This window comes from Mesorhizobium sp., assembly GCF_004963255.1.
Classification (GTDB): Bacteria; Pseudomonadota; Alphaproteobacteria; order Rhizobiales; family Rhizobiaceae; genus Mesorhizobium.
Map to the genome: position 1 here is coordinate 33,476 of NZ_SUGA01000034.1, position 19,862 is coordinate 53,337.

Here is a 19,862-nt window from a genome sequence, read left to right on the forward strand (position 1 = left end):
GCACGCTGGCGATTGGGGAGAGGGCTGCGCGACAGCAAGCGATCAGCTCTTCAGCCGTGCATTGCAGAGGCTGTAGTAGCCGCCGCCCTTCTGGATCCAGCGAAGGCCGTTCAACGTACCCGCCTCCTTGTTGTCGTGGTAACCCTGCAGGCAGGTCTTCATCCGGGCCTTCGCGGGCTTTTCGGTCTTGAACTCGGCGGCGAGGGTGGTCGGGAATGTCACACCCGCCGGCGCCACAGTGGGGGTGACCGCCGCGCTGGTGTCTTTTTCTGCTGGCTCCGCGGTTTTGACCGAATCCGCGCTGACACTCTCCGGGGCGGACGTCGCGCATTTCTCCTTGCGGAAAGCGGCCCAGTCCATGCCGTTCAAAGTGCCGCCTTCCTTGGCTGCCCGATAAGTCTCGCCGCATTCCTTCATCGTCAGTGCGCTCGCAGGTGAAGCGCTCCAAGCGACCAGTGCCGTCACAGCCAACGCCGCCAATTTCAAACTGAACATTGAGACCCTCCTGGTTGATAATAGGTTGACGTCTTTTTGTATACTGTTTGTTCTCTATATGTTCAACTAGAATCTTTGCGGCTACGGACAAGCCTGGCGGTGGGCAGTGTGGGCGAACCGATGATAACGACAGTCCTGCTGTATGCAGATGCGAGCTAAAGCATGTCTTCCGAAAGTGGAACCGGTTTCGGGATAAAGACATTCATAAAATCAAAGACCTGAAGCGCATGGAGCGAATCCGAAGGATCGCGACGCGCTAGGCCGCGGGCGTCTTCGCGCGCAATAAAAAGCCCGCGCATGTTGCGATGCGCGGGTCTTTTCTCTTCGAATAATTAGGCGATCAGCTCTTCAGCTTGGCATTGCAGAGGCTGTAGAAGCCGCCGCCCTTCTGGATCCACTTCAGGCCGTTGAGGGTGTTGGCGTCCTTGTTGGCATAGTACTGCTCGAGGCAGGTGTGCATGCGGCCCTTGCCCGGATTTTCGGTGGCGAATTTCGGCGAGATCGCCTTCGGGAAGCTCACGCCCTTCGGCGCGGCGACCGTCGGCTTCGCCGGCTCGCTGGTGTAGGTGGCTTCGGTCGGAGCCGGCACGGTGTCGTCGTCATCGGCGCCGGCACCGCACTCCGCCTTGCGGAAGTCGTTCCACTTCATGCCGTTGAGCTTGTTGGCAGTCTTCGCGGCCTGGTACTTGGTGCTGCATTCGGCCATGGTCAGGCCCTTGCCGCCGGCGGCAGCTGCGGTCGAGGTTTTGGCCGGCTTGGTTTCGGCTGCGGGCGCGGTGGCGGCCGCGGCGGTTGCGCCCGGGCCGCACTCGGCCTTGCGGAAGTCATTCCACTTCATGCCGTTGAGCGTGCCGGCGGACTTTGCAGCCTGGTACTTGGCGCTGCATTCCTTGGAGCTCAGGCCCTTGGCCGCGTCGTCGGCAGCGGCGGCGGTCTTTGCCTTCTTGGTCGTCTTGGTGTCGGCGGCCTTGGTGTCGGTCGCAGCCTTGGTATCGGTGGCCGCCTTGGTGTCGGTCGCGGCGGAAGCATCGCTGCCGCACTGCGCCTTGCGGAACTGGTTCCAGGTCTGGCCGGCAAGCCTTCCCGCATCCTTGGCCGCATTATACTTGGTGCTGCACTCGGCCATGGTCAGCGCGTTGGCCGGCGCCGCCATGAACAAGGTTGCGACGGCGAGACCCGTCAAAGCTGCAAGTCTATGAATAAGCATGGCGTTTTCTCCCTTGCTGCCGCCAATAGGTGTCCCTATGCCGAATCAATAGCTCTCAATGTCCGGTTGCGCCAGATGCATCCGGCGCGGGACCCGTCACAAAGTGTGTTGCTCCTGATAAGGTGATGAATTGCTTGCGGGTTCGCCGCCAGCCAAGGTTTCCAGGCTCCGAAAAGCCTCGTGTCGGCAGGTGTAGCGCCGCCAAATCAAAGGTGGTGATAGGCTGTCGAACCACTTGCACCGCCCGCGACAATGTTTTTCTAAGGATTGGTAATATACAATCACGAAATTTGATGATCGGATGCGGCCCAATTGTGGCAATACGGGCCCGCTGAAAACCGACGGGGACTGTAAGGATATGGCAGGTCAGTATTTCGGCACGGACGGTATCCGCGGACGCGCCAACAAGTTTCCGATGACGGCCGAGGTCGCCATGCGCGTCGGCATGGCCGCCGGGCTTTCGTTCCAGCGCGGCAATCATCGTCACCGCGTCGTGCTCGGCAAGGATACGCGGCTTTCCGGCTACATGATCGAGAACGCCATGGTTGCCGGCCTGTGCGCCGCCGGCATGGACGTCTTCCTGCTCGGCCCTATACCGACACCGGCCGTCGCCATGCTGGTGCGCTCGCTGCGCGCCGACATCGGTGTGATGATCTCGGCCTCGCACAATCCTTACTACGATAACGGCATCAAGCTGTTCGGTCCCGACGGCTACAAGCTTTCCGACGAGATCGAGGAGCGGATCGAGGGCATGCTCGACAAGGACATCGAGCTGGCGCTCGCCGATTCGGACGGGCTTGGCCGCGCCAAGCGCGTCGACGGCGTGCATGACCGCTATATCGAATTCGCCAAGCGCACGCTGCCGCGCTCGATGTCGCTCTCGGGTCTGCGGATCGTCGTCGATTGCGCGAACGGCGCCTCCTACAAGGTGGCGCCCGAGGCGCTGTGGGAGCTCGGCGCCGAGGTGGTGGCGATCAATGTCGAGCCGAACGGCTTCAACATCAACAAGGAGTGCGGCTCGACCCATCCGGCCGGCCTGCAGAAGAAGGTGCACGAGGTGCGCGCCGACATCGGCATCGCGCTCGACGGCGACGCCGACCGCGTGGTCATCGTCGACGAGAACGGAGCGATCGTCGACGGCGACCAGATCATGGCGCTGATCGCCGAATCCTGGCACCAGAGCGGACGGCTGGCCGGCGGCGGCGTCGTTTCCACCGTGATGTCCAATCTTGGCCTGGAGCGCTTCCTCGGCGACATGAAGCTGCAACTGCATCGCACCAAGGTGGGCGACCGCTATGTCGTGGAGCATATGCGCGCGCATGGCTTGAATGTCGGCGGCGAGCAGTCCGGCCACATCGTGCTTTCCGATTTCTCCACCACGGGAGACGGTCTGGTCTCGGCGCTGCAGGTGCTCGCCTGCATCAAGCGGCAGAACCGCCCGGTCAGCGAGCTGTCGAAGAAGTTCGAGCCGGTTCCGCAGCTTCTCAAGAACGTCCGCGTCTCCGGCGGCAAGCCGCTGGAGGAAGCGCCGGTCAAGGCGGCGATCGAAGAAGGGCGCAACCGGCTCGGCACGTCCGGCCGCCTCGTCATCCGGCCCTCCGGCACCGAGCCGCTGATCCGCGTCATGGCCGAGGGCGACGACCCGCAACTGGTCGAAGCGGTCGTCAACGACATCGTCGGCATCCTGCAGGAAACGCGCAGCGCCGCCTGAGGGTGTGCTGATATTCAGGTGAGGCCGGCCTGCAAACTGGGCGGCTTCGCGCCTGTCTTCGACTCAAGCTCGGCCTGACCTGAATCTCAACTCACCCTGATGCCGCAAGCCAGTCCCCAACCCGGCGGGCTTCGTCATGCGTGCGCAGCAACGGCCTACCATCTAAAATTGTATAGATTCGTGGTTAATCGGCACGGTTAAACGGCTTTTAACCTTTGCAATTCATTATCCACACCTGAGGTCAATCATCTTCGGGCGGGTGTCGTCCCGAGGCTTCTTAGGGGTGACAGAATGTTCAAGACAGCAAGAATGGCATTGCTTGCCGTGCTGTTCGCGGGCTCGGCCGGACCGCTCTTCGCGGCCGACCTCCCCGAACCGCAGGTCGAAGAGGCGCCGCCGCCGGTCGTCGAACAGCAGCCGATCGATGTGGGCGGCTGGTATATCCGCGGCGACATCGACTACCACAAATCGGATCTCGGCAGCATTGACTATATTACATACGGGCCGCCACCCGGCAGCAATGATTTCGATTTCGGCCATCTGAAGGGCGGCTTCTCGCTGGGCGGTGGTGTCGGCTACCAGATCAACAATTACCTTCGCACGGACGTGACTGCGGATTACTGGTTCAAGTCGAACTTCAACGGCCAGACCTCGGATCTGCTTACAACGTCGACCGAAGTTTCCAAGATGAGCGCCCTGCTGCTGCTCGCCAATGCCTATGTCGACATCGGCACCTGGCACGGCATCACGCCTTATATCGGCGCCGGCATCGGCGGTGCGCATGTCAAGTGGGACACGGTCCACGATCCGAACACCACCGAGACCAATCCGGGTTCCTCCAACTGGCGCTTCGCTTACGCTCTCATGGCCGGTGCGTCCTACTGCCTGACCGACAGGGTAATCCTCGATGCCGGCTACCGCTTCACCCACATTGAGGGTGGCCGCATGTTCGAGTTTGATACAAGCAGTTCCGGGCCAGGTTTCGACCATGGCATCAACACGCACGAAGTGCGCGGCGGCCTGCGCTACCAGTTCGGCGGCAATAATGGCTGCGCGGAACCGGTCGCCTATCAGCCGGAACCGGAACCGATCTACACCAAGTAATCGCTTCCTGAATCCTGGAATTCAAAGCCGCTCGGCATCAGCCGGGCGGTTTTTCCTTTGTGCAACGCCGGTAAATATCGATCGAAATCAATTCGGTAACGGGCTGTTATCCTTAACCGGCACTTAACCACTATGGTTAACAATGCTCCCTGAAACGGCAGCTCTGCTCGCGCTCGCGACTGGCGCCAACTTCAGGAGCCGGGGACCATGATATCAAAATCGCGTATCGCACTGGCGCTCGCAGCAATCGTGCTGATGCCGGCGACACCGGCTTTGTCGGCCGACTATGATCCGCCGATCTATGTCGACCAGGCGCCGGACTACCAGCCGGTCGAGGTCGGCTCGGGCTGGTACCTGCGCGGCGATGTCTCCTACCTGCCGCAGAAGAGCTTCGACAACGGGGACTTCACCTTCCCGTCAACAATCAACGACGAAAGCTTCAGCGAGGGCGAGGACGCCTACTTCGCGAGCATCGGCTTTGGATATCATTTTAACGATTATCTCCGCGCCGATCTCAACCTAGGCTATCTGCCCGGCAACCACGTCAGCGTCAGCTACGATGATGAGGCGGTCGCGCCGGCGGGAACCGCGATCTCGGGCTCGGGAAATGTGAAGAACTACGCGTTCTCCGGTATCCTCAATGGTTATGTCGATCTGGGCACCTATGTGGGGATCACCCCTTATGTCGGTGCCGGCATTGGTTTGGTTCGCACGACGAGCAAGCTTTCGGCCGCATACACAGACAGCGCCGACTCCGCCAACGATTTCGTCCTGAGCAGCAACAAGACCCAATACTCGCTCGCCTATACGCTCAATGCGGGCCTTGCATACCAGGTGAGCAAGAACCTCCTGGTCGATCTCGGCTACCAGTATTTCTCCGCCCCCAATGCGGAATATGTGGCCGCCGAGAGCCTGACCTCCTATCCCACCCGTAAGGGGATCAGCAATCACCAGGTCAAGCTCGGCCTGCGCTACGACCTCTGGTAAAGCGAAGCGGGTTATGAAATGCCACGGCGGGCCAACGGCTCGCCGTTTTCATTTCGGGGCCACGCACCCTGGTCATAGGGAATATCCCGACAACGACAAAAACTTTGCTCTTGACGCCGAAAGCCTGAAAGCATATCGCCGTCCGTGGGCCACCCCTCCCCAACGAGGGGCCACTATCTGGAAGGATAGACCACGATGATGACACCTACCAAGCCCGGACTCCGTCCGGCAAACCCCAATTTCTCCTCAGGTCCCTGCGCAAAACGTCCCGGCTGGTCGGCCGAGGCGCTCTCTAAGGCCACGCTCGGGCGCTCCCACCGCGCCAAGATCGGCAAGAGCAAGCTCGAGCAGGCGATCGAGCTGACGCGCGACATCCTCAAGGTTCCCGCGAACTATCGCATCGGCATCGTGCCGGCGTCCGACACCGGCGCGGTCGAGATGGCTCTGTGGTCGCTGCTCGGCGAGCGCGGCGTCGACCTGGTCGCCTGGGAGAGCTTCGGCTCCGGCTGGGTGACCGATGTCGTCAAGCAGCTCAAACTCGCCGACGTGCGCAAGTTCGAGGCCGGCTACGGCCAACTGCCCGACCTCAAGCAGATCGATTTCGATCGCGACGTGGTCTTCACCTGGAACGGCACGACCTCGGGCGTGCGCGTGCCAAACGGCGATTTCATTCCCGCGGACCGCAAGGGCTTGACCATCTGCGACGCGACGTCGGCCGCCTTCGCGCAAAGGCTCGACTTCGAGAAACTCGATGTCGTCACCTTCTCCTGGCAGAAGGTGCTGGGCGGCGAAGGCGCGCACGGCATGCTGATCCTGTCGCCGCGCGCCGTCGAGCGGCTGGAGACCTACAAGCCGGCCTGGCCGTTGCCGAAGATCTTCCGCCTGACCTCAGGCGGCAAGCTGATCGAGGGCATCTTCAAGGGCGAGACCATCAACACGCCGTCGATGCTGTGCGTCGAGGATTATCTCGATGCGCTGCAGTGGGCGAAGTCGATCGGCGGCCTGGAAGCGCTCATTGCCCGCGCCGACGCCAATGCCGCGGTGCTCGACCGGTTCGTTGGCAAGTCGTCGTGGCTCGGCCATCTGGCCGTCGATCCGACAACGCGCTCGAACACGTCCGTGTGCCTGTCCTTCACCGATCCGGATGTTGCGGCGCTCGATGCCGACGGTCAGGCGGCTTTCGCCAAGGGCCTCGTCTCGGCGCTCGACAAGGAAGGCGTCGCCTACGACATCGGCTCCTATCGCGACGCGCCGCCCGGGCTGCGCATCTGGTGCGGCGCCACCGTCGAGACCGCCGATCTCGAAGCGCTGCTGCCATGGCTCGACTGGGCCTTCGCCGCGCAGAAGGCGTCGCTCAAGGCGGCGGCCTGAAATCCGTGGCGGCCTGCGGGCCGCCACCATTTCCCGACACATTCAATTCCCTTCAAGGAGGCCGTGATGGCGCCCCGCGTTCTCGTTTCGGATAAACTTTCAACCACCGCCGTGCAGATCTTCAAGGATCGCGGCGTCGAGGTCGACTACCTGCCCGATCTCGGCAAGGACAAGGAAAAGCTGCTCGAGGTCATCAGCCAATATGACGGCCTCGCCATCCGCTCGGCGACCAAGGTCACCGAGAAGCTGATCAATGCCGCAACCAGGCTCAAGGTCGTCGGCCGCGCCGGCATCGGCGTCGACAATGTCGATATCCCGGCCGCCAGCCGCAGGGGCATCATCGTGATGAACACGCCCTTCGGCAATTCGATCACCACGGCCGAGCACGCGGTGGCGATGATCTTCGCGCTGGCGCGGCAGATCCCGGAGGCCAATGCCTCGACCCATGCCGGCAAGTGGGAAAAGAACCGCTTCATGGGCGTCGAGATCACCAGCAAGACGCTGGGCGTGATCGGCTGCGGCAATATCGGCTCGATCGTCGCCACGCGCGGCGTCGGATTGAAGATGCATGTTATCGCCTTCGATCCGTTCCTGTCGGACAGCCGCGCCGAGGAGCTCGGCGTCCAGAAGGTCGAGCTCGACGAGCTCTTCGCCCGCGCCGACTTCATCACGCTGCACACGCCGCTGACCGAGAAGACGCGCAACATCATCGACGCGGCCGCGATCGCCAAGATGAAGGACGGCGTGCGCATCATCAATTGCGCGCGGGGCGGCCTGGTCGTCGAGGCCGATCTGGTCGCGGCGCTGAAGAGCGGCAAGGTGGCGGGCGCCGGCATCGACGTGTTCGAGGTCGAGCCGGCGGAGAACAACCCGCTGTTCGGCATGGAGAATGTCGTGGCGACACCGCATCTCGGCGCCTCGACCACCGAGGCGCAGGAGAATGTCGCGCTTCAGGTGGCCGAGCAGATGAGCGATTATCTGATCAAGGGCGCGGTCTCCAACGCCATCAACATGCCTTCGATCACCGCCGAGGAAGCGCCGAGGCTCAAGCCTTTCGTCAAGCTCGCCGAGGTGCTCGGCGCCTTCGTCGGCCAGGTCACCGAGGATCCGATCAAGGAGGTCGAGATCCTGTTCGACGGCTCGACCGCGACGATGAACACGCGCGCGCTGGTGAGCGCCGCCCTTGCCGGCCTGATCCGGCCGCAGGTCTCCGACGTCAACATGGTGTCGGCGCCGATCATGGTGAAGGAGCGCGGCATCATCGTCGCCGAGGTCAAGCGCGACAAGTCGGGCGTGTTCGACGGCTATATCAAGCTGACGGTCAAGACCGAGCACATGACGCGCTCGATCGCCGGTACCTGCTTCTCCGATGGCAAGCCGCGCTTCATCCAGATCAAGGGCATCAATCTCGACGCCGAAGTCGGCCAGCACATGCTCTACACGACCAATGCCGACGCGCCCGGCATCATCGGCCTGCTCGGCACGGTGTGCGGCGAGAACGGCGTCAACATCGCCAACTTCCAGCTCGGCCGCAACCGGCCGGGCGGCGATGCGATCGCGCTGCTTTATCTCGACGCGCCCTTCCCGGAAAAGGTGCTGGAGCAGGTGCGCGCGCACAAGTCGATCGACTCGGCGAAGCGGCTGCGCTTCGACGTCGGCGCCGAGTGAACGTTGCAAATGAAGACGCCCCGCCTGCACCGTCAGGCGAGGCGTTGATAGTACAGCCATCGCCAACGGCTGCTTGACGCGCGATCGGGAGATATCATCCCGTCTGCAGCGCCGCTCTGCTGCCGCTGTATTCTGCAAGGGCGATGCCGCCGAGGACAAGCGCCAGCGCGAAGGCCTGATAGGGCTGAAACTGCTCGCCGACGATCACCACCGAAAGCAGCGTGCCGAAGATCGGCACCAGGTTGATGAACAGGCCGGCCCGGTTGGCGCCGATCAGCTCGTTGCCCTTGATGTAGAGGACTTGCGAGACCACCGAGGCGCCGAGCGCCGTGTAGAGCGTGAGCGCCCATCCGCTTGCGTCCGGCATGACGGCGCGGCCGGCCGCGATCTCCCAGATGAAGAAGGGCACGGATGTCAGCAGCGCGGCGATCGACAGCGCCAGCATGAAACTCTGCCAGCGGATTGCCGGCCTGAGGCGCAGCCCCACCGAATAGAGGCTGTAGCAAAGCACCGCGACAAGCATGATGGCGTCGCCGAAGTTGAGGTCGAGTTTCAAGAGGTGGCCGAGGTCGCCATGGCTTGCGGTCAGCGCGACGCCGACGATGGTGAGCACGACGCCGACGATCTGCAGAGGCCGCACGCGCAGCCGGAAGAACATGAAATTGGCAAGGATGATGACGATCGGGATGGCGGCCTGCTCGATCGAGACGTTGATGGCGGTCGTGTAGTTGAGCGCGGTGTAGAAGATGACGTTGAAGATGGTGAAGCCGCACGCGCCGAGGCCGGCAAGCAGTTTCCAGTGGCTGCGCACTTCGGGCCAGTCCTCGCGCAGCGTCCGCCAGCCGACGGGCAGCAGGATCAGCACCGCCATCACCCAGCGCAGGAACACCAGCGTCATCGGCGAGACATGGCCGACGGCAAGCTTGCCCGCGACCGAATTGCCGCCCCACAACAGCATGGTCGATAGCAGGAACAGGTAGGCGGCTCGGTGCATGAGGGATCGGCCTGCAGGGATGTTCGCGGGTTCAGGCCGGCCTAGAGTGGCGGCGGCGGCAAGTAAATGATGCGAAATCTGGAATTTGTTATGCCTGATCGGGACGAGGCTTCGCCGACAGCACGATCGGGTTCCGAAAGCCGGCTCCCGCTTTTCAAATCATGTTCCAGGGATGGTTTCGGCGGCAAAGAAAGGGTCGCGCCGGCCGGCGCTTGACGCTATAGAGGCCTGTCGTTTCAGGCCGCCCGCGCGGCATTTCAAGGGAAAAGAACATGGCCAATGTGGTGGTCGTCGGCTCGCAGTGGGGCGACGAAGGCAAGGGCAAGATCGTCGACTGGCTGTCGGAACGGGCCGACGTGGTCGTGCGCTTCCAGGGCGGCCACAATGCCGGCCATACGCTGGTCGTCGACGGCAAGGTCTACAAGCTGTCGCTGCTGCCCTCGGGCGTAGTGCGGGAAGGCAAGCTCTCGATCATCGGCAATGGCGTGGTGTTCGATCCGCACGCCTTCGTGGCCGAAGCCAAGAAGCTCAAGGACCAGGGCGTGGAGGTCACGCCGGAACGCCTGAAAATAGCCGAAAACACCGCGCTTATCCTGTCGCTGCACCGGGAGCTGGATGGATTCCGCGAAGATGCCGCCTCGAATTCCGGGACCAAGATCGGCACGACCCGCCGCGGCATCGGTCCCGCCTATGAGGACAAGGTGGGCCGGCGCGCGGTGCGGGTGATGGACCTGGCGGATTTGGAAACGCTCCCCTTGAAAGTCGATAGGCTGCTGACGCACCACAACGCGCTGCGCCGCGGGCTCGGCCATCCGGAGGTGACGCATGAGGCGATCATGCAGGAGCTGACCTCGGTGGCCGGCGAGATCCTGCCTTACATGGACCGCGTCTGGAAAGTGCTCGACGACAAGCGCCGCGCCGGCGAACGCATCCTGTTCGAGGGCGCGCAGGGCACGCTGCTCGACATCGACCACGGCACCTATCCCTTCGTCACCTCGTCCAACACCGTGGCCGGGCAGGCAGCCGCCGGCTCCGGCGTCGGTCCCGGCGTGATCGGCTATGTGCTCGGCATCACCAAGGCTTACACGACGCGCGTCGGCGAGGGGCCGTTCCCGACCGAGCAGAAGAACGAGATCGGCGAGTTCCTCGGCACGCGCGGCCACGAGTTCGGTGTCGTCACGGGACGCAAGCGGCGCTGCGGCTGGTTCGACGCCGTGCTGGTGCGCCAGGCCGTCGCCGTCAACGGCATCAAGGGCATCGCGCTCACCAAGCTCGACGTGCTCGACGGGCTGGACGAGATCAAGGTCTGCACGGGCTATCGCCTCGACGGCGAGACGATCGATTACCTGCCGGCCAGCCAGGGCGCGCAGGCGCGGGTCGAGCCCGTCTACGAGACGCTCGAAGGTTGGAAAGGAACCACCGCCGGCGCCAGGAGCTGGAACGATTTGCCGGCGCAAGCCGTCAAATATGTCCGCTATATCGAGGAGCTGATCGGCGCCCCCGTGGCACTGCTTTCCACCAGCCCGGAACGGGACGACACGATACTTGTGACCGATCCGTTTCAAGACTAGTTTCACAGCCCTTCCCGGCGCTATGGCTGATTTGCGGCCGGCGGGAGAAGAATGCAGGTCACCTGACGCATGGCAGATTTCATCGCTGTTCTGAAAAAGACGATCGACAATCTCAGCGAGAACACGCCGGAGATGCGGTCGAAGGTCTATGACAAGGCGCGGGCGACGATCGCCAAGAAACTTGCCGATCGCGTTCCGCCGTTGGCGCCTTCGGTCGTCGATCAGCAGAAGCGTACCCTTGAGGACGCCATCTCCAGCGTCGAGCGCAGTTATGCCAAAAGCGTTCCCGCCGCCGATCCGCTGGCGGAGCTGGAGCATATCTTCTCCTCCATCGATCGCAACCGGAACCAGCCGACCCACTCCCGCCAGCCGGCGCCGCCCACGGTCGTGCCGGCGCCCCCCAAGCCGGACCCGTTCAAATCAGAACCCCTCAAGCCGGCGCCGATGCCCGCCAGGGCCGAACCCTCCTGGCAAAGCGCGCCTAAGGCCGAGCCGGCGCCGCAAAGCCCCACCAAAGCCGAGCCGTCCTGGCAGAGCGGAGCAAGGACGGAACCGAGCTGGCAGGCCGCGCCAAAGCAGGAGGCCGCATGGCAGAAGGCTCCGCCACCGCCGATGCCGTCGCCGCGCGAGGACGATGTCGGCCTCGCTGGCATGGACGCCACCGATACCAACGACGGCAGCGACGTCTTTGCCAATGACGAGCAGCCGGCGGCCGATACTTTCCAACGGCTGCGGCCTCAGCCGCAGCGCAAGCGCGGCGGCTATGGCGGGCTGATCGCCGCCGTCATCGCGCTTTTGGTGCTGGCCGGCGGCGGCTATGGAGTCTGGCTGAACAAGAGCGCGTTCGGCTCGCTCTTCGGCCTTGGCGGCGGCAGCAAGACGGTCTCGACCGAACCGCTGGTCAAGCCCGCCCCAGCGAAGCCTGCGACCGAGACGGCGGCCGCGCCAGCCCCGGCCCCGGCCGCTGCCGGCGAGCCTGCCGACACGACCAAGTTCACGCAGCGCCTGACGCCCGAGGGCAAGGAGACCGATCCTGGCCCCGCCGGCGGACAAGCCACGATCGGCGAAGGCGAATCCGTCGCAGCGCTGACCTCGCGGCCGCCGACCGCCCCGGCAACGGCGCCTGCGCCGACCGGCGCCGCGCCTGCGCCCGCCACGCAAACGCCTCCCGCCGCGGCGCCGACGACCGACGCGGCCAATCCGACCCCGCCGGCGGCTGGAACCACACCGCCAACGGCTGATGCGGCAGCGACGCCCCCCGCGGCTGGCGCCACGCCACCGGCAGCGGCGACAACGCCGCCGGCCGCAGGCACGACGCCGGCCACGCCCGCGCCGGCGACCGCCGAGGCGACCGTGCCGGTCGGACAGAAGGCGATCTTCTATGAAGAGCGCACCAGCACCCAGCAGGGCACGGCCGAGCCCGGCAGCATCGTCTGGTCGCTGGTGCAGGAATCGCCCGGCGGCGACCTGCCGCCGGAACCGGCGATCCGTGCCGAGGCGACGATCCCCGGCAAGAATATCCAGCTGCGCATGACGATCCGGCGCAACACCGACCAGACCCTGCCGGCCAGCCACATCATCGAGATGATCTTCCTGACGCCGGAAGGGTTTGACGGCGGCGGCGTCGACAACATCCTGCGCATTGCCATGAAGAGCTCGGAGCAGGACGCCGGCAGCCCGCTGATAGGCATCCCGGCCAAGATCGCCGACGGCTTCTTCCTCGTCGCGCTCAACGACACCAAGGCCGACGAGGACGCCAACCTGACGCTGCTTCGGGGGCAGTCCTGGATCGACGTGCCGGTGGTCTACAAGACCGGGCGCCGCGCGCTGCTGACCATGGAAAAGGGCATTCCGGGCGAGAAAGTGTTCGACGAGGCGCTGAAGGCCTGGGCGGCGAAGACGTCTGGGTGAGGAGAGAGCGACCCTCGGATATTGCCCGGGGGATCGCTGCTACCGGATCAAAAAAGGCGGTACTTGGCCAGGGGCAGGCCGTGGCGCCTGACATAATCATTCCAGCTATCGATGGCTTCCCTGTTCTCTTCTTGCCATCGACGCGTCTTTTCAGCTGAAACCGCCGTCGCGATTGCCGCCTCGGCAAGGCTGGATATGTCCATGTCCAATGCCTTGGCGTCTTCGATCAGCCGAGTGTCAATCGAGAGTCTGACTGATTTCCGCTCAGATTTGGAACCAGGCCGAAGCATATTGGAATCTCCGATCGTGGGTATCGTAAAACGCCACGATGCTCGCAAGCAAGCTTGTCAGCCCTCCATCTCCTCCCGCAACATCTCCAGCTCCAACCACTCTTCCTCGAGCGCGGCGAGCGTCGTGCGCTCCTTGTCGAGCGCGGCGATGGTCTTCTGGAAGGAGACGGGATCGCGTTCGTAGAAGGCGGGGTCGGCGATGTTGTTCTCCAGCCTGGCGATCGAGGCTGTCACCGCTTCGATCTTCTTCGGCAGGGAATCCAGCGCGAATTTCTGCTTGAACGAGAGCTTTTTCGCCGGGCCCTTGGGTGCGGCTTGTTCGGCTTTCGGCGAAGCCTCGGCGGCCTCGGCCTTCGACCTTGCCTTGCGGTCTTCCAGGTTGGAGCCGCCGCGCTGCGCCAGCATGTCGGAATAGCCGCCGGCATATTCGATCCAGCGGCCGTTGCCCTCCGGCGCGATCACGCTGGTGACGGTGCGGTCGAGGAAATCGCGGTCGTGGCTGACCAGGATGACAGTTCCGGCAAAGCCCGCGACCAGTTCCTGCAGCAGCTCCAGCGTCTCCATGTCGAGGTCGTTGGTCGGCTCGTCGAGCACCAGAAGATTCGCCGGCCGCGCCAGCACGCGGGCCAACAGCAGCCGCGCGCGCTCGCCGCCGGAAAGCTCGCGCACCGGCGTGCGCGCCTGCTCCGGCTTGAACAGGAAATCCTTCATGTAGGAGACGACGTGGCGCTGCTCGCCATTGACCAGCAGGTTCTCGCCGCGCCCGTCGGTGAGGTAGTGCGCCAGGGTCTCGGCCGGGTCGACGGCCTCGCGCTTCTGGTCGAGCGTGGCGATCTCCAGGTTGACGCCGAGCCGAACCGTGCCCGCGTCCGGCGCCAACTCGCCGGTCAGCATCTTCAAAAGCGTCGTCTTGCCGGCACCGTTCGGCCCGACCAGGCCGACGCGGTCGCCGCGCTGGATGCGGGTCGAGAAACCCTTGACCACGGTGAGATCGCCAAAGCTCTTGTCGATGTTTTTGGCCTCGATCACCAGCTTGCCGGATTCGGCGGCGTCGCTTGCCACCATGGTGGCGGTGCCTTCGGCACCGCGATGGCTGCGGAAGCGCTGGCGCATCGTCTGCAATTCGCCGAGGCGGCGCATGTTGCGCTTGCGCCTGGCGGTCACGCCGTAACGCAGCCAATGCTCCTCGCGCACGATCTGGCGGCCGAGCTTGTGCTGCTCGCGCTCTTCCTCCTCCAGCACCTGGTCGCGCCATTCCTCGAAATGGGCAAAACCCTTGTCCAGTCGCCGCGTCTGGCCGCGATCCAGCCAGACGGTGGCGCGGGTGACGCGTTCGAGAAAGCGGCGGTCGTGCGAGATCAGGATCACCGCCGACGAGGCGCGGGCAAGCTCTTCTTCCAGCCATTCGATCACGGAAAGGTCGAGATGGTTGGTGGGCTCGTCGAGCAGAAGGATGTCGGGCTCCGGCGCCATGACCCGCGCAAGCGCGGCGCGGCGCGCCTCGCCGCCGGACAGGTCGTTTGGCCGCTCCTCGCCGGTGAGGCCGAGATGCTCCATCAGATAGGTGGCGCGATGCGGATCGTCGGCCGGGCCGAGGCCGGCCTCGACATAGGCGCGCACGGTGGCGAAGCCGTCCATGTCCGGCATCTGCGGCAGATAACGAACGGTCGCCGAGGGTTGGCGGAACACCTCGCCGTCCTGCGGCTCGATAAGCCCGGCGGCGATCTTGAGCAGGGTCGACTTGCCCGAGCCGTTGCGGCCGACCAGCGCGATCTTCTCGCCGGCGGACGCGCTGAGCGCTGCGCCGTCGAGCAGCGGGGTGCCGCCGAAGGTCAGTTTAATGCCGTCGAGGTTGAGAAGTGGCGGCGCCATGTCTGGAATGTCAGCTTTCGGGAAGAGGATAGGGGTGGGCCAGAAGCAGCGCCCGGCCGCGCTCCAATGCGATGCCAAGCTGCCCTTTGACCTCGTTTGATATAGTGAGCGAGGAGCCGAACGCCACCTCGACGCGGTCGAGCGGCCATTTGGCGCCGGTAACCGTCAGGCCGAACAGGTCGGAGAAGCCGAGCACCGAAAACAGGGTGCCGTCCGCGTAGTTGAAGCTGGCGATGCCCGGCAAAACGGGAACGCCTTCCTGCGCGCCGCTCGTCAGCAACACGGTCGTGCCCGCTTCTGCCAGCCGCACGGCGAGCGCCAGATGCAGGGAGGCATGGTCGGCGCGCTTGCCGCCGAAGGCGCCGGCAAGCACGAGGCTGGTGGCGCCGCGCTGGAGCGCTTCCGCGATGGCGAGCTCGCCATCGGTCATGTCCTTCTCGGCCGGGAAGATTTTTCGTGGGACGGAGGCCAGATCTTCCGGCAGGTTGGCCGGCACCGAGTCGAAATCGCCGACCCAGAGTTCCGGCATGAGGCCAAGCGTGCGGGCATGGCCGATGCCGGCATCGGCGGCGATGACGCGCGAACCAGCGATCTGGCGTTCGAGCCGGGGCGTGCGGATAAGCTCGCCGCCAAGCAGAATGGTGAATGTGCCCATGGCCGTCGCCCTTACCAGCCATCCAAGTGAAACGGAAGCCGGATGCGTCGCGCTTCGTCTCCTGCCCCCGGAACATTAGCTGCCCGGCAAACTTCCGCTTGCGCGCCGCTTCGGCCGGGCCTATCTGTCGAGGCGCTCTAACGGGGTGCCGGACATTATCCGGCTGAGAGGCAAGCAAGCCAACCCGCTGAACCTGATCCGGTTTGTACCGGCGGAGGGATTAGACGTTTCGGACCATCCGGCGCCTCAATTCCTTGTCACTCGAACGAAGGAGGCGCCGATGCGCGCGATACTGTCCCGTCTAATTCTGGCAACAGGCCTTGTTTCGCTTCTGGTCGGCGTTGCGCCCGCCGCGGCCAAGGACAAGCTCACCGTCTATACCTATGAAAGCTTCACCGCCGATTGGGGGCCCGGCCCGGCGGTGAAGAAGGAGTTCGAAGCCGAATGCGGCTGCGACCTCGAATTCGTCTCGGTGGCCGACGGCGTGGCGTTGCTCAACCGCGTCAAACTGGAAGGCGCCGGCACCAAGGCCGACATCGTGCTCGGCCTCGACACCAACCTGACCGCCGATGCCAAGGCGAGCGGCCTGTTTGCGCCGCATGGCGAAGTCTCAGGAATCAACGTGCCAGGCGGCTGGAGCGACGAGACTTTCGTGCCCTTCGACTATGGCTATTTCGCTGTCGTCTATGACACGCAGAAGCTAAAAGTCCCGCCGAAGAGCCTGAAAGACCTGGTGGAGGGCGCCGGCACCGACAAGATCGTCATCCAGGATCCGCGCACCTCGACGCCCGGCCTCGGACTGCTCTTGTGGGTGAAATCTGTCTATGGCGACAAGGCGCCGGAGGCCTGGGCCAAGCTCAAGCCGAAAGTGCTGACGGTGACGCCGGGCTGGAGCGAGGCCTACGGCCTGTTCACCAAGGGCGAAGCGCCGATGGTGCTGTCCTACACCACCTCGCCGGCCTATCACATGGTGGCCGAAAATACCGGGCGCTACCAGGCGGCGTCGTTCGAGGAAGGCGAGTACCTGCAGATCGAGGTTGCGGGCATCACGACGACGGGCGCCAAGAACCCGCTGGCGCAAAAATTCATCGCCTTCATGACCGGACCGAAATTCCAGGATGTCATCCCGGAAACCAACTGGATGTTCCCGGCCGGCAAGACCGACAAGCCGCTCAACCCGGCCTTCGACAGACTGGTGAAGCCGACCAAGACCGTGCTGTTCAGCCCTGAGGAGGTCGCGGCCAACCGCAAGGCCTGGGTGGATGAGTGGCTGGCGGTGATGAGCAAGTAGTTTTGCTACATATTGCATGATGACCGCTCTACGGCGCCCCCCTCTGTCCCGCCGGACCCGGCCCTTCGCTGTCGCTCCGGGCGTTCGTCATTCGGAAAGCCAAGCAATTGGCTTTCCGTCCGCTTCGCGGACCACTCCTCACCCCCCTCAAGGGGGGAGATTGGCAGCTTCACCGGCTGCGGGCGATTTTCAACGTTGGCGATTGGCGAAAGGCGGCGCGACATCTGATCTCCCCCCTTGTGGGAGAGATGGCCGGCAGGCCAGAGGGGGGCGCGAAGGAACGCGGCGTTGCCTAGCTCAAGCCCGCATGGTGCGGCGTGCACTCCGCGCGTGACTCCCGCATCACCGCCGGCGTAATCGCGCTCGCGGCAATCGCGCTGCTCATCGGCGGCGCCTTCGCTGGCCTCATCCTCGAAGGCGCGCACGACCTCTCCGGCGCTGCCGCTGCCTTCGACAGCTACCTGTTGCGCGTTGTCCGTTTCACGCTGTGGCAGGCGCTGCTGTCGACGCTGCTGTCGGTCGCCCCGGCGCTCTTGGTGGCACGCGCCCTGTCGAGGCACCCAACCTTCCCAGGTCGCCGCCTGATCTTGCAGCTGTTCACCGTGCCACTGGCCTTGCCGGCGATCGTCGCGGCGCTCGGCACATTGGCGCTCTACGGCCGCGCCGGCTACTTTGCCGGCGCTTTCGCCAGACTCGGCGCGGGAGAGTGGCCCGGTATCTACGGCCTCTCCGGCATCCTTGTCGCGCATGTCTTCTTCAACCTGCCTTTGGCCACGCGCCTGTTCCTCGAGGCGCTGGGCACGATTCCCGCCGACCAGTGGCGGCTGGCGAGCCAGCTCGGCATGGGCGCCTGGCCGGCCTTCCGGCTGATCGAATGGCCGGTGCTGCGCGCGGCCTTGCCGGGCGTCGCCGGTCTTGTCTTCATGCTCTGCATCACCTCCTTCACCATCGTGCTGACGCTGGGCGGCGGTCCGGCCGCCACGACGCTGGAGGTGGCCATCTACCAGGCGCTGCGTTTCGACTTCGATCCCGCGCGCGCTGTTGTGCTGACGCTGCTGCAGATCGCGCTCACCTTCGTCGTGGTCGCAGAACTCACGCGGCTTGGCGCCAACACCGTCGGCGATGCCAATCTGCCGGTGGCGCCGCGCCGCTACCTTTCGGCGGGCCGGATCGAAAGCGTGCTGAATGCCGGCCTCATCGCGCTCGCCCTGCTGTTCGTCGCCGGACCGATGCTGGCGACGGTGGTTTCGGGCCTTCAGGCCGATCTCGGCCGATTGGCGGGCGAGGAAGCTGTGCGCCGCGCGACGCTCACCAGCGCCGGCCTCGCCTTGCTTGCGGCGCTGCTCAGCGTGTCGCTGTCGCTGGCATTGATCGCGGCGCGGCGCGCTTTGGCTTTGCGTCGCCGTGCCGGCAGCGCCATGTCGCTGCTCGAACATGCCGCCGACACCGGCGCCGGCTTCGTGCTCGTCGTGCCGCCGATCGTGCTTGGCGCCGGCTGGTTCCTGGCGCTGCGCAACATCACCGATGTCTTTGCCGTCGCGCCGGTGATGGTCGTCGCCGTCAACGCGGTGATGGCGATGCCCTTCGCCATCCGTGCCATTCGCCCAGCCTATGACGCGGCGAGCGAACGCCATGAGCGGCTTTGCCTGGCGCTCGGCATATCCGGCTGGACCCGGCTCAGCCTGATCGACTGGCCGTCGCTCAGGCGGCCCTTGGCCACCGGCTTCGCTTTCGCCATGGCGCTGTCGCTCGGCGATCTCGGCGTGATCGCGCTGTTCGGCAGCGATTCCGTGCAGACCTTGCCCTATCTTCTGCTCGCGCGCATGGGCAGCTACCGGACCGCGGACGCCGCGGGGCTCGCCTTGCTGCTCGGCCTCGTTTGCCTGATGCTGGTCGTCGTCGCCGATTGGCTGGGCCGGGAAGCAAAGGCATGAAATCGACGGATAACGGCATCGCGGCAGGGAAGGCGCTGACCGTCACACTCGCAGACGTGTCGTTCAGCTATGGCGAATCGTCCTTCCGCTTCAATGCCGAGTTCGCGGCGGGCAGGATCACCGCCATCATGGGGCCGAGCGGCTCCGGCAAATCGACGCTGCTCAATCTGATAGCCGGCTTCGAAATACCCGATAGCGGCAAGGTGCTGATCGGCGGCATCGAGATCGGCGCCACGCCGCCCTCGGCGCGACCGGTGTCGATGGTGTTCCAGGAAAACAATCTGTTCGCCCATCTTACGGTCGAGGCCAATGTCGGGCTCGGTCGCTCGCCGTCGTTGAAGCTTGGCGAGGCCGATCGCGCCGCCGTCGCCGAGGCGCTGGCGCGCGTCGGCCTTGCCGGCAAGGAAAAGCGGCTGCCGCGCGAGCTCTCCGGCGGCGAGCGGCAGCGCGTCGCGCTGGCGCGGGTGCTGCTGCGCGACCGGCCCGTCTTGCTGCTCGACGAACCTTTCGCGTCGCTCGGCCCGGCGCTGCGCGAGGATATGCTCGACCTTCTCGCCGGCATCCATGCCGAGCGCAAGATGACGGTGCTGTTCGTCACCCATCAGCCGGAAGATGCGCGCCGCATCGGCCAGGACGTGGCATTTCTCGATGAGGGCAGGATCGCGGCCACCGGGCCGGCTGACGATTTCTTCGATCGGCCTGGACCGGATGCGTTCCGGCGCTATATCGGCGATCGAGGCGGCACCGTTGCCGGATCACAACATATTGCCCGGAAGCCGACATAATTTGCGGTCAAACCGG

The 19,862-nt window shown here is 64.6% G+C and carries 16 protein-coding genes and 1 riboswitch; of the genes, 10 read left to right on the forward strand and 6 right to left on the reverse strand.

The genetic code is table 11. The features are described from left to right. Positions 1 to 42: 42 nt before the first annotated feature. Both E5X34_RS26170 and E5X34_RS26175 read right to left on the reverse strand, forming a co-directional pair. Positions 43 to 495, reverse strand: coding sequence for a hypothetical protein (locus E5X34_RS26170; RefSeq protein ID WP_292570827.1), 453 nt, complete (start codon positions 493 to 495; stop codon positions 43 to 45). Positions 496 to 835: 340 nt separating this feature from the next. After that, positions 836 to 1,702 (reverse strand): hypothetical protein, encoded by an 867-nt coding sequence (locus tag E5X34_RS26175; RefSeq protein ID WP_292570830.1) that lies wholly within the window; start codon positions 1,700 to 1,702, stop codon positions 836 to 838. Between the two features lie 358 nt (positions 1,703 to 2,060). Between E5X34_RS26175 and glmM the strand changes: the two genes are divergently transcribed. From glmM to serA, 5 genes are all read left to right on the forward strand, one after another. Beyond that, entirely contained in the window at positions 2,061 to 3,413 is a 1,353-nt protein-coding gene (gene glmM, locus E5X34_RS26180; protein WP_292570833.1) for a phosphoglucosamine mutase, read from the forward strand. Positions 3,414 to 3,704: 291 nt separating this feature from the next. Continuing rightward, on the forward strand, positions 3,705 to 4,517 hold the full coding sequence (locus E5X34_RS26185; protein ID WP_292570836.1) for an outer membrane protein: 813 nt from the start codon (positions 3,705 to 3,707) through the stop codon (positions 4,515 to 4,517). Positions 4,518 to 4,724: 207 nt separating this feature from the next. Beyond that, positions 4,725 to 5,504, forward strand: a complete 780-nt coding sequence (locus E5X34_RS26190) for an outer membrane protein (protein ID WP_292570839.1) — start codon at positions 4,725 to 4,727, stop codon at positions 5,502 to 5,504. 195 nt (positions 5,505 to 5,699) lie between these two features. Then, positions 5,700 to 6,875, forward strand: coding sequence for a phosphoserine transaminase (locus E5X34_RS26195; protein WP_292570842.1), 1,176 nt, complete (start codon positions 5,700 to 5,702; stop codon positions 6,873 to 6,875). A 66-nt stretch (positions 6,876 to 6,941) separates the two neighbouring features. Then, positions 6,942 to 8,543: a phosphoglycerate dehydrogenase gene (serA, locus tag E5X34_RS26200; RefSeq protein WP_292570845.1), complete on the forward strand. Its 1,602-nt coding sequence runs from the start codon at positions 6,942 to 6,944 to the stop codon at positions 8,541 to 8,543. A 94-nt stretch (positions 8,544 to 8,637) separates the two neighbouring features. Here serA and E5X34_RS26205 read toward each other — a convergent pair whose 3' ends face one another. After that, entirely contained in the window at positions 8,638 to 9,537 is a 900-nt protein-coding gene (locus E5X34_RS26205; protein WP_292570848.1) for a DMT family transporter, read from the reverse strand. Positions 9,538 to 9,809: 272 nt separating this feature from the next. Here E5X34_RS26205 and E5X34_RS26210 point away from each other — a divergent pair, with 272 nt between their 5' ends. Together E5X34_RS26210 and E5X34_RS26215 are read left to right on the forward strand one after the other, a co-directional pair. Next, a complete protein-coding gene (locus tag E5X34_RS26210; protein WP_292570851.1) occupies positions 9,810 to 11,108 on the forward strand; it encodes an adenylosuccinate synthase in 1,299 nt (432 codons plus the stop codon). Between the two features lie 69 nt (positions 11,109 to 11,177). Continuing rightward, positions 11,178 to 13,019 (forward strand): hypothetical protein, encoded by a 1,842-nt coding sequence (locus tag E5X34_RS26215; RefSeq protein WP_292570854.1) that lies wholly within the window; start codon positions 11,178 to 11,180, stop codon positions 13,017 to 13,019. Positions 13,020 to 13,066: 47 nt separating this feature from the next. Here the strand turns inward: E5X34_RS26215 and E5X34_RS26220 are convergent, their stop codons facing one another. The 3 genes from E5X34_RS26220 to E5X34_RS26230 are packed head-to-tail and all read right to left on the reverse strand — an operon-like array spanning position 13,067 to position 15,836. Continuing rightward, on the reverse strand, positions 13,067 to 13,309 hold the full coding sequence (locus tag E5X34_RS26220) for a type II toxin-antitoxin system CcdA family antitoxin (protein WP_292570857.1): 243 nt from the start codon (positions 13,307 to 13,309) through the stop codon (positions 13,067 to 13,069). A gap of 57 nt (positions 13,310 to 13,366) precedes the next feature. Further along, positions 13,367 to 15,181 carry an ABC-F family ATP-binding cassette domain-containing protein gene (locus tag E5X34_RS26225; protein ID WP_292570860.1) on the reverse strand — a complete coding sequence of 605 codons (1,815 nt, stop codon included), beginning with the start codon at positions 15,179 to 15,181 and terminating at the stop codon, positions 13,367 to 13,369. Between the two features lie 10 nt (positions 15,182 to 15,191). Then, positions 15,192 to 15,836, reverse strand: coding sequence for a thiamine diphosphokinase (locus tag E5X34_RS26230; RefSeq protein WP_292570863.1), 645 nt, complete (start codon positions 15,834 to 15,836; stop codon positions 15,192 to 15,194). Positions 15,837 to 15,967: 131 nt separating this feature from the next. Then, positions 15,968 to 16,073, forward strand: a riboswitch (TPP riboswitch). A 43-nt stretch (positions 16,074 to 16,116) separates the two neighbouring features. Between E5X34_RS26230 and thiB the strand changes: the two genes are divergently transcribed. The 3 genes from thiB to thiQ all read left to right on the forward strand — a co-directional run bounded on the left by thiB (position 16,117) and on the right by thiQ (position 19,846). Next, positions 16,117 to 17,127, forward strand: a complete 1,011-nt coding sequence (thiB, locus tag E5X34_RS26235; RefSeq protein WP_292570866.1) for a thiamine ABC transporter substrate binding subunit — start codon at positions 16,117 to 16,119, stop codon at positions 17,125 to 17,127. A 317-nt stretch (positions 17,128 to 17,444) separates the two neighbouring features. After that, positions 17,445 to 19,061 (forward strand): thiamine/thiamine pyrophosphate ABC transporter permease, encoded by a 1,617-nt coding sequence (gene thiP, locus E5X34_RS26240; RefSeq protein WP_292570869.1) that lies wholly within the window; start codon positions 17,445 to 17,447, stop codon positions 19,059 to 19,061. After that, positions 19,058 to 19,846, forward strand: a complete 789-nt coding sequence (thiQ, locus tag E5X34_RS26245; RefSeq protein ID WP_292570872.1) for a thiamine ABC transporter ATP-binding protein — start codon at positions 19,058 to 19,060, stop codon at positions 19,844 to 19,846. The genes thiP and thiQ overlap by 4 nt, the downstream gene beginning before the upstream one ends. Positions 19,847 to 19,862 lie beyond the last annotated feature (16 nt).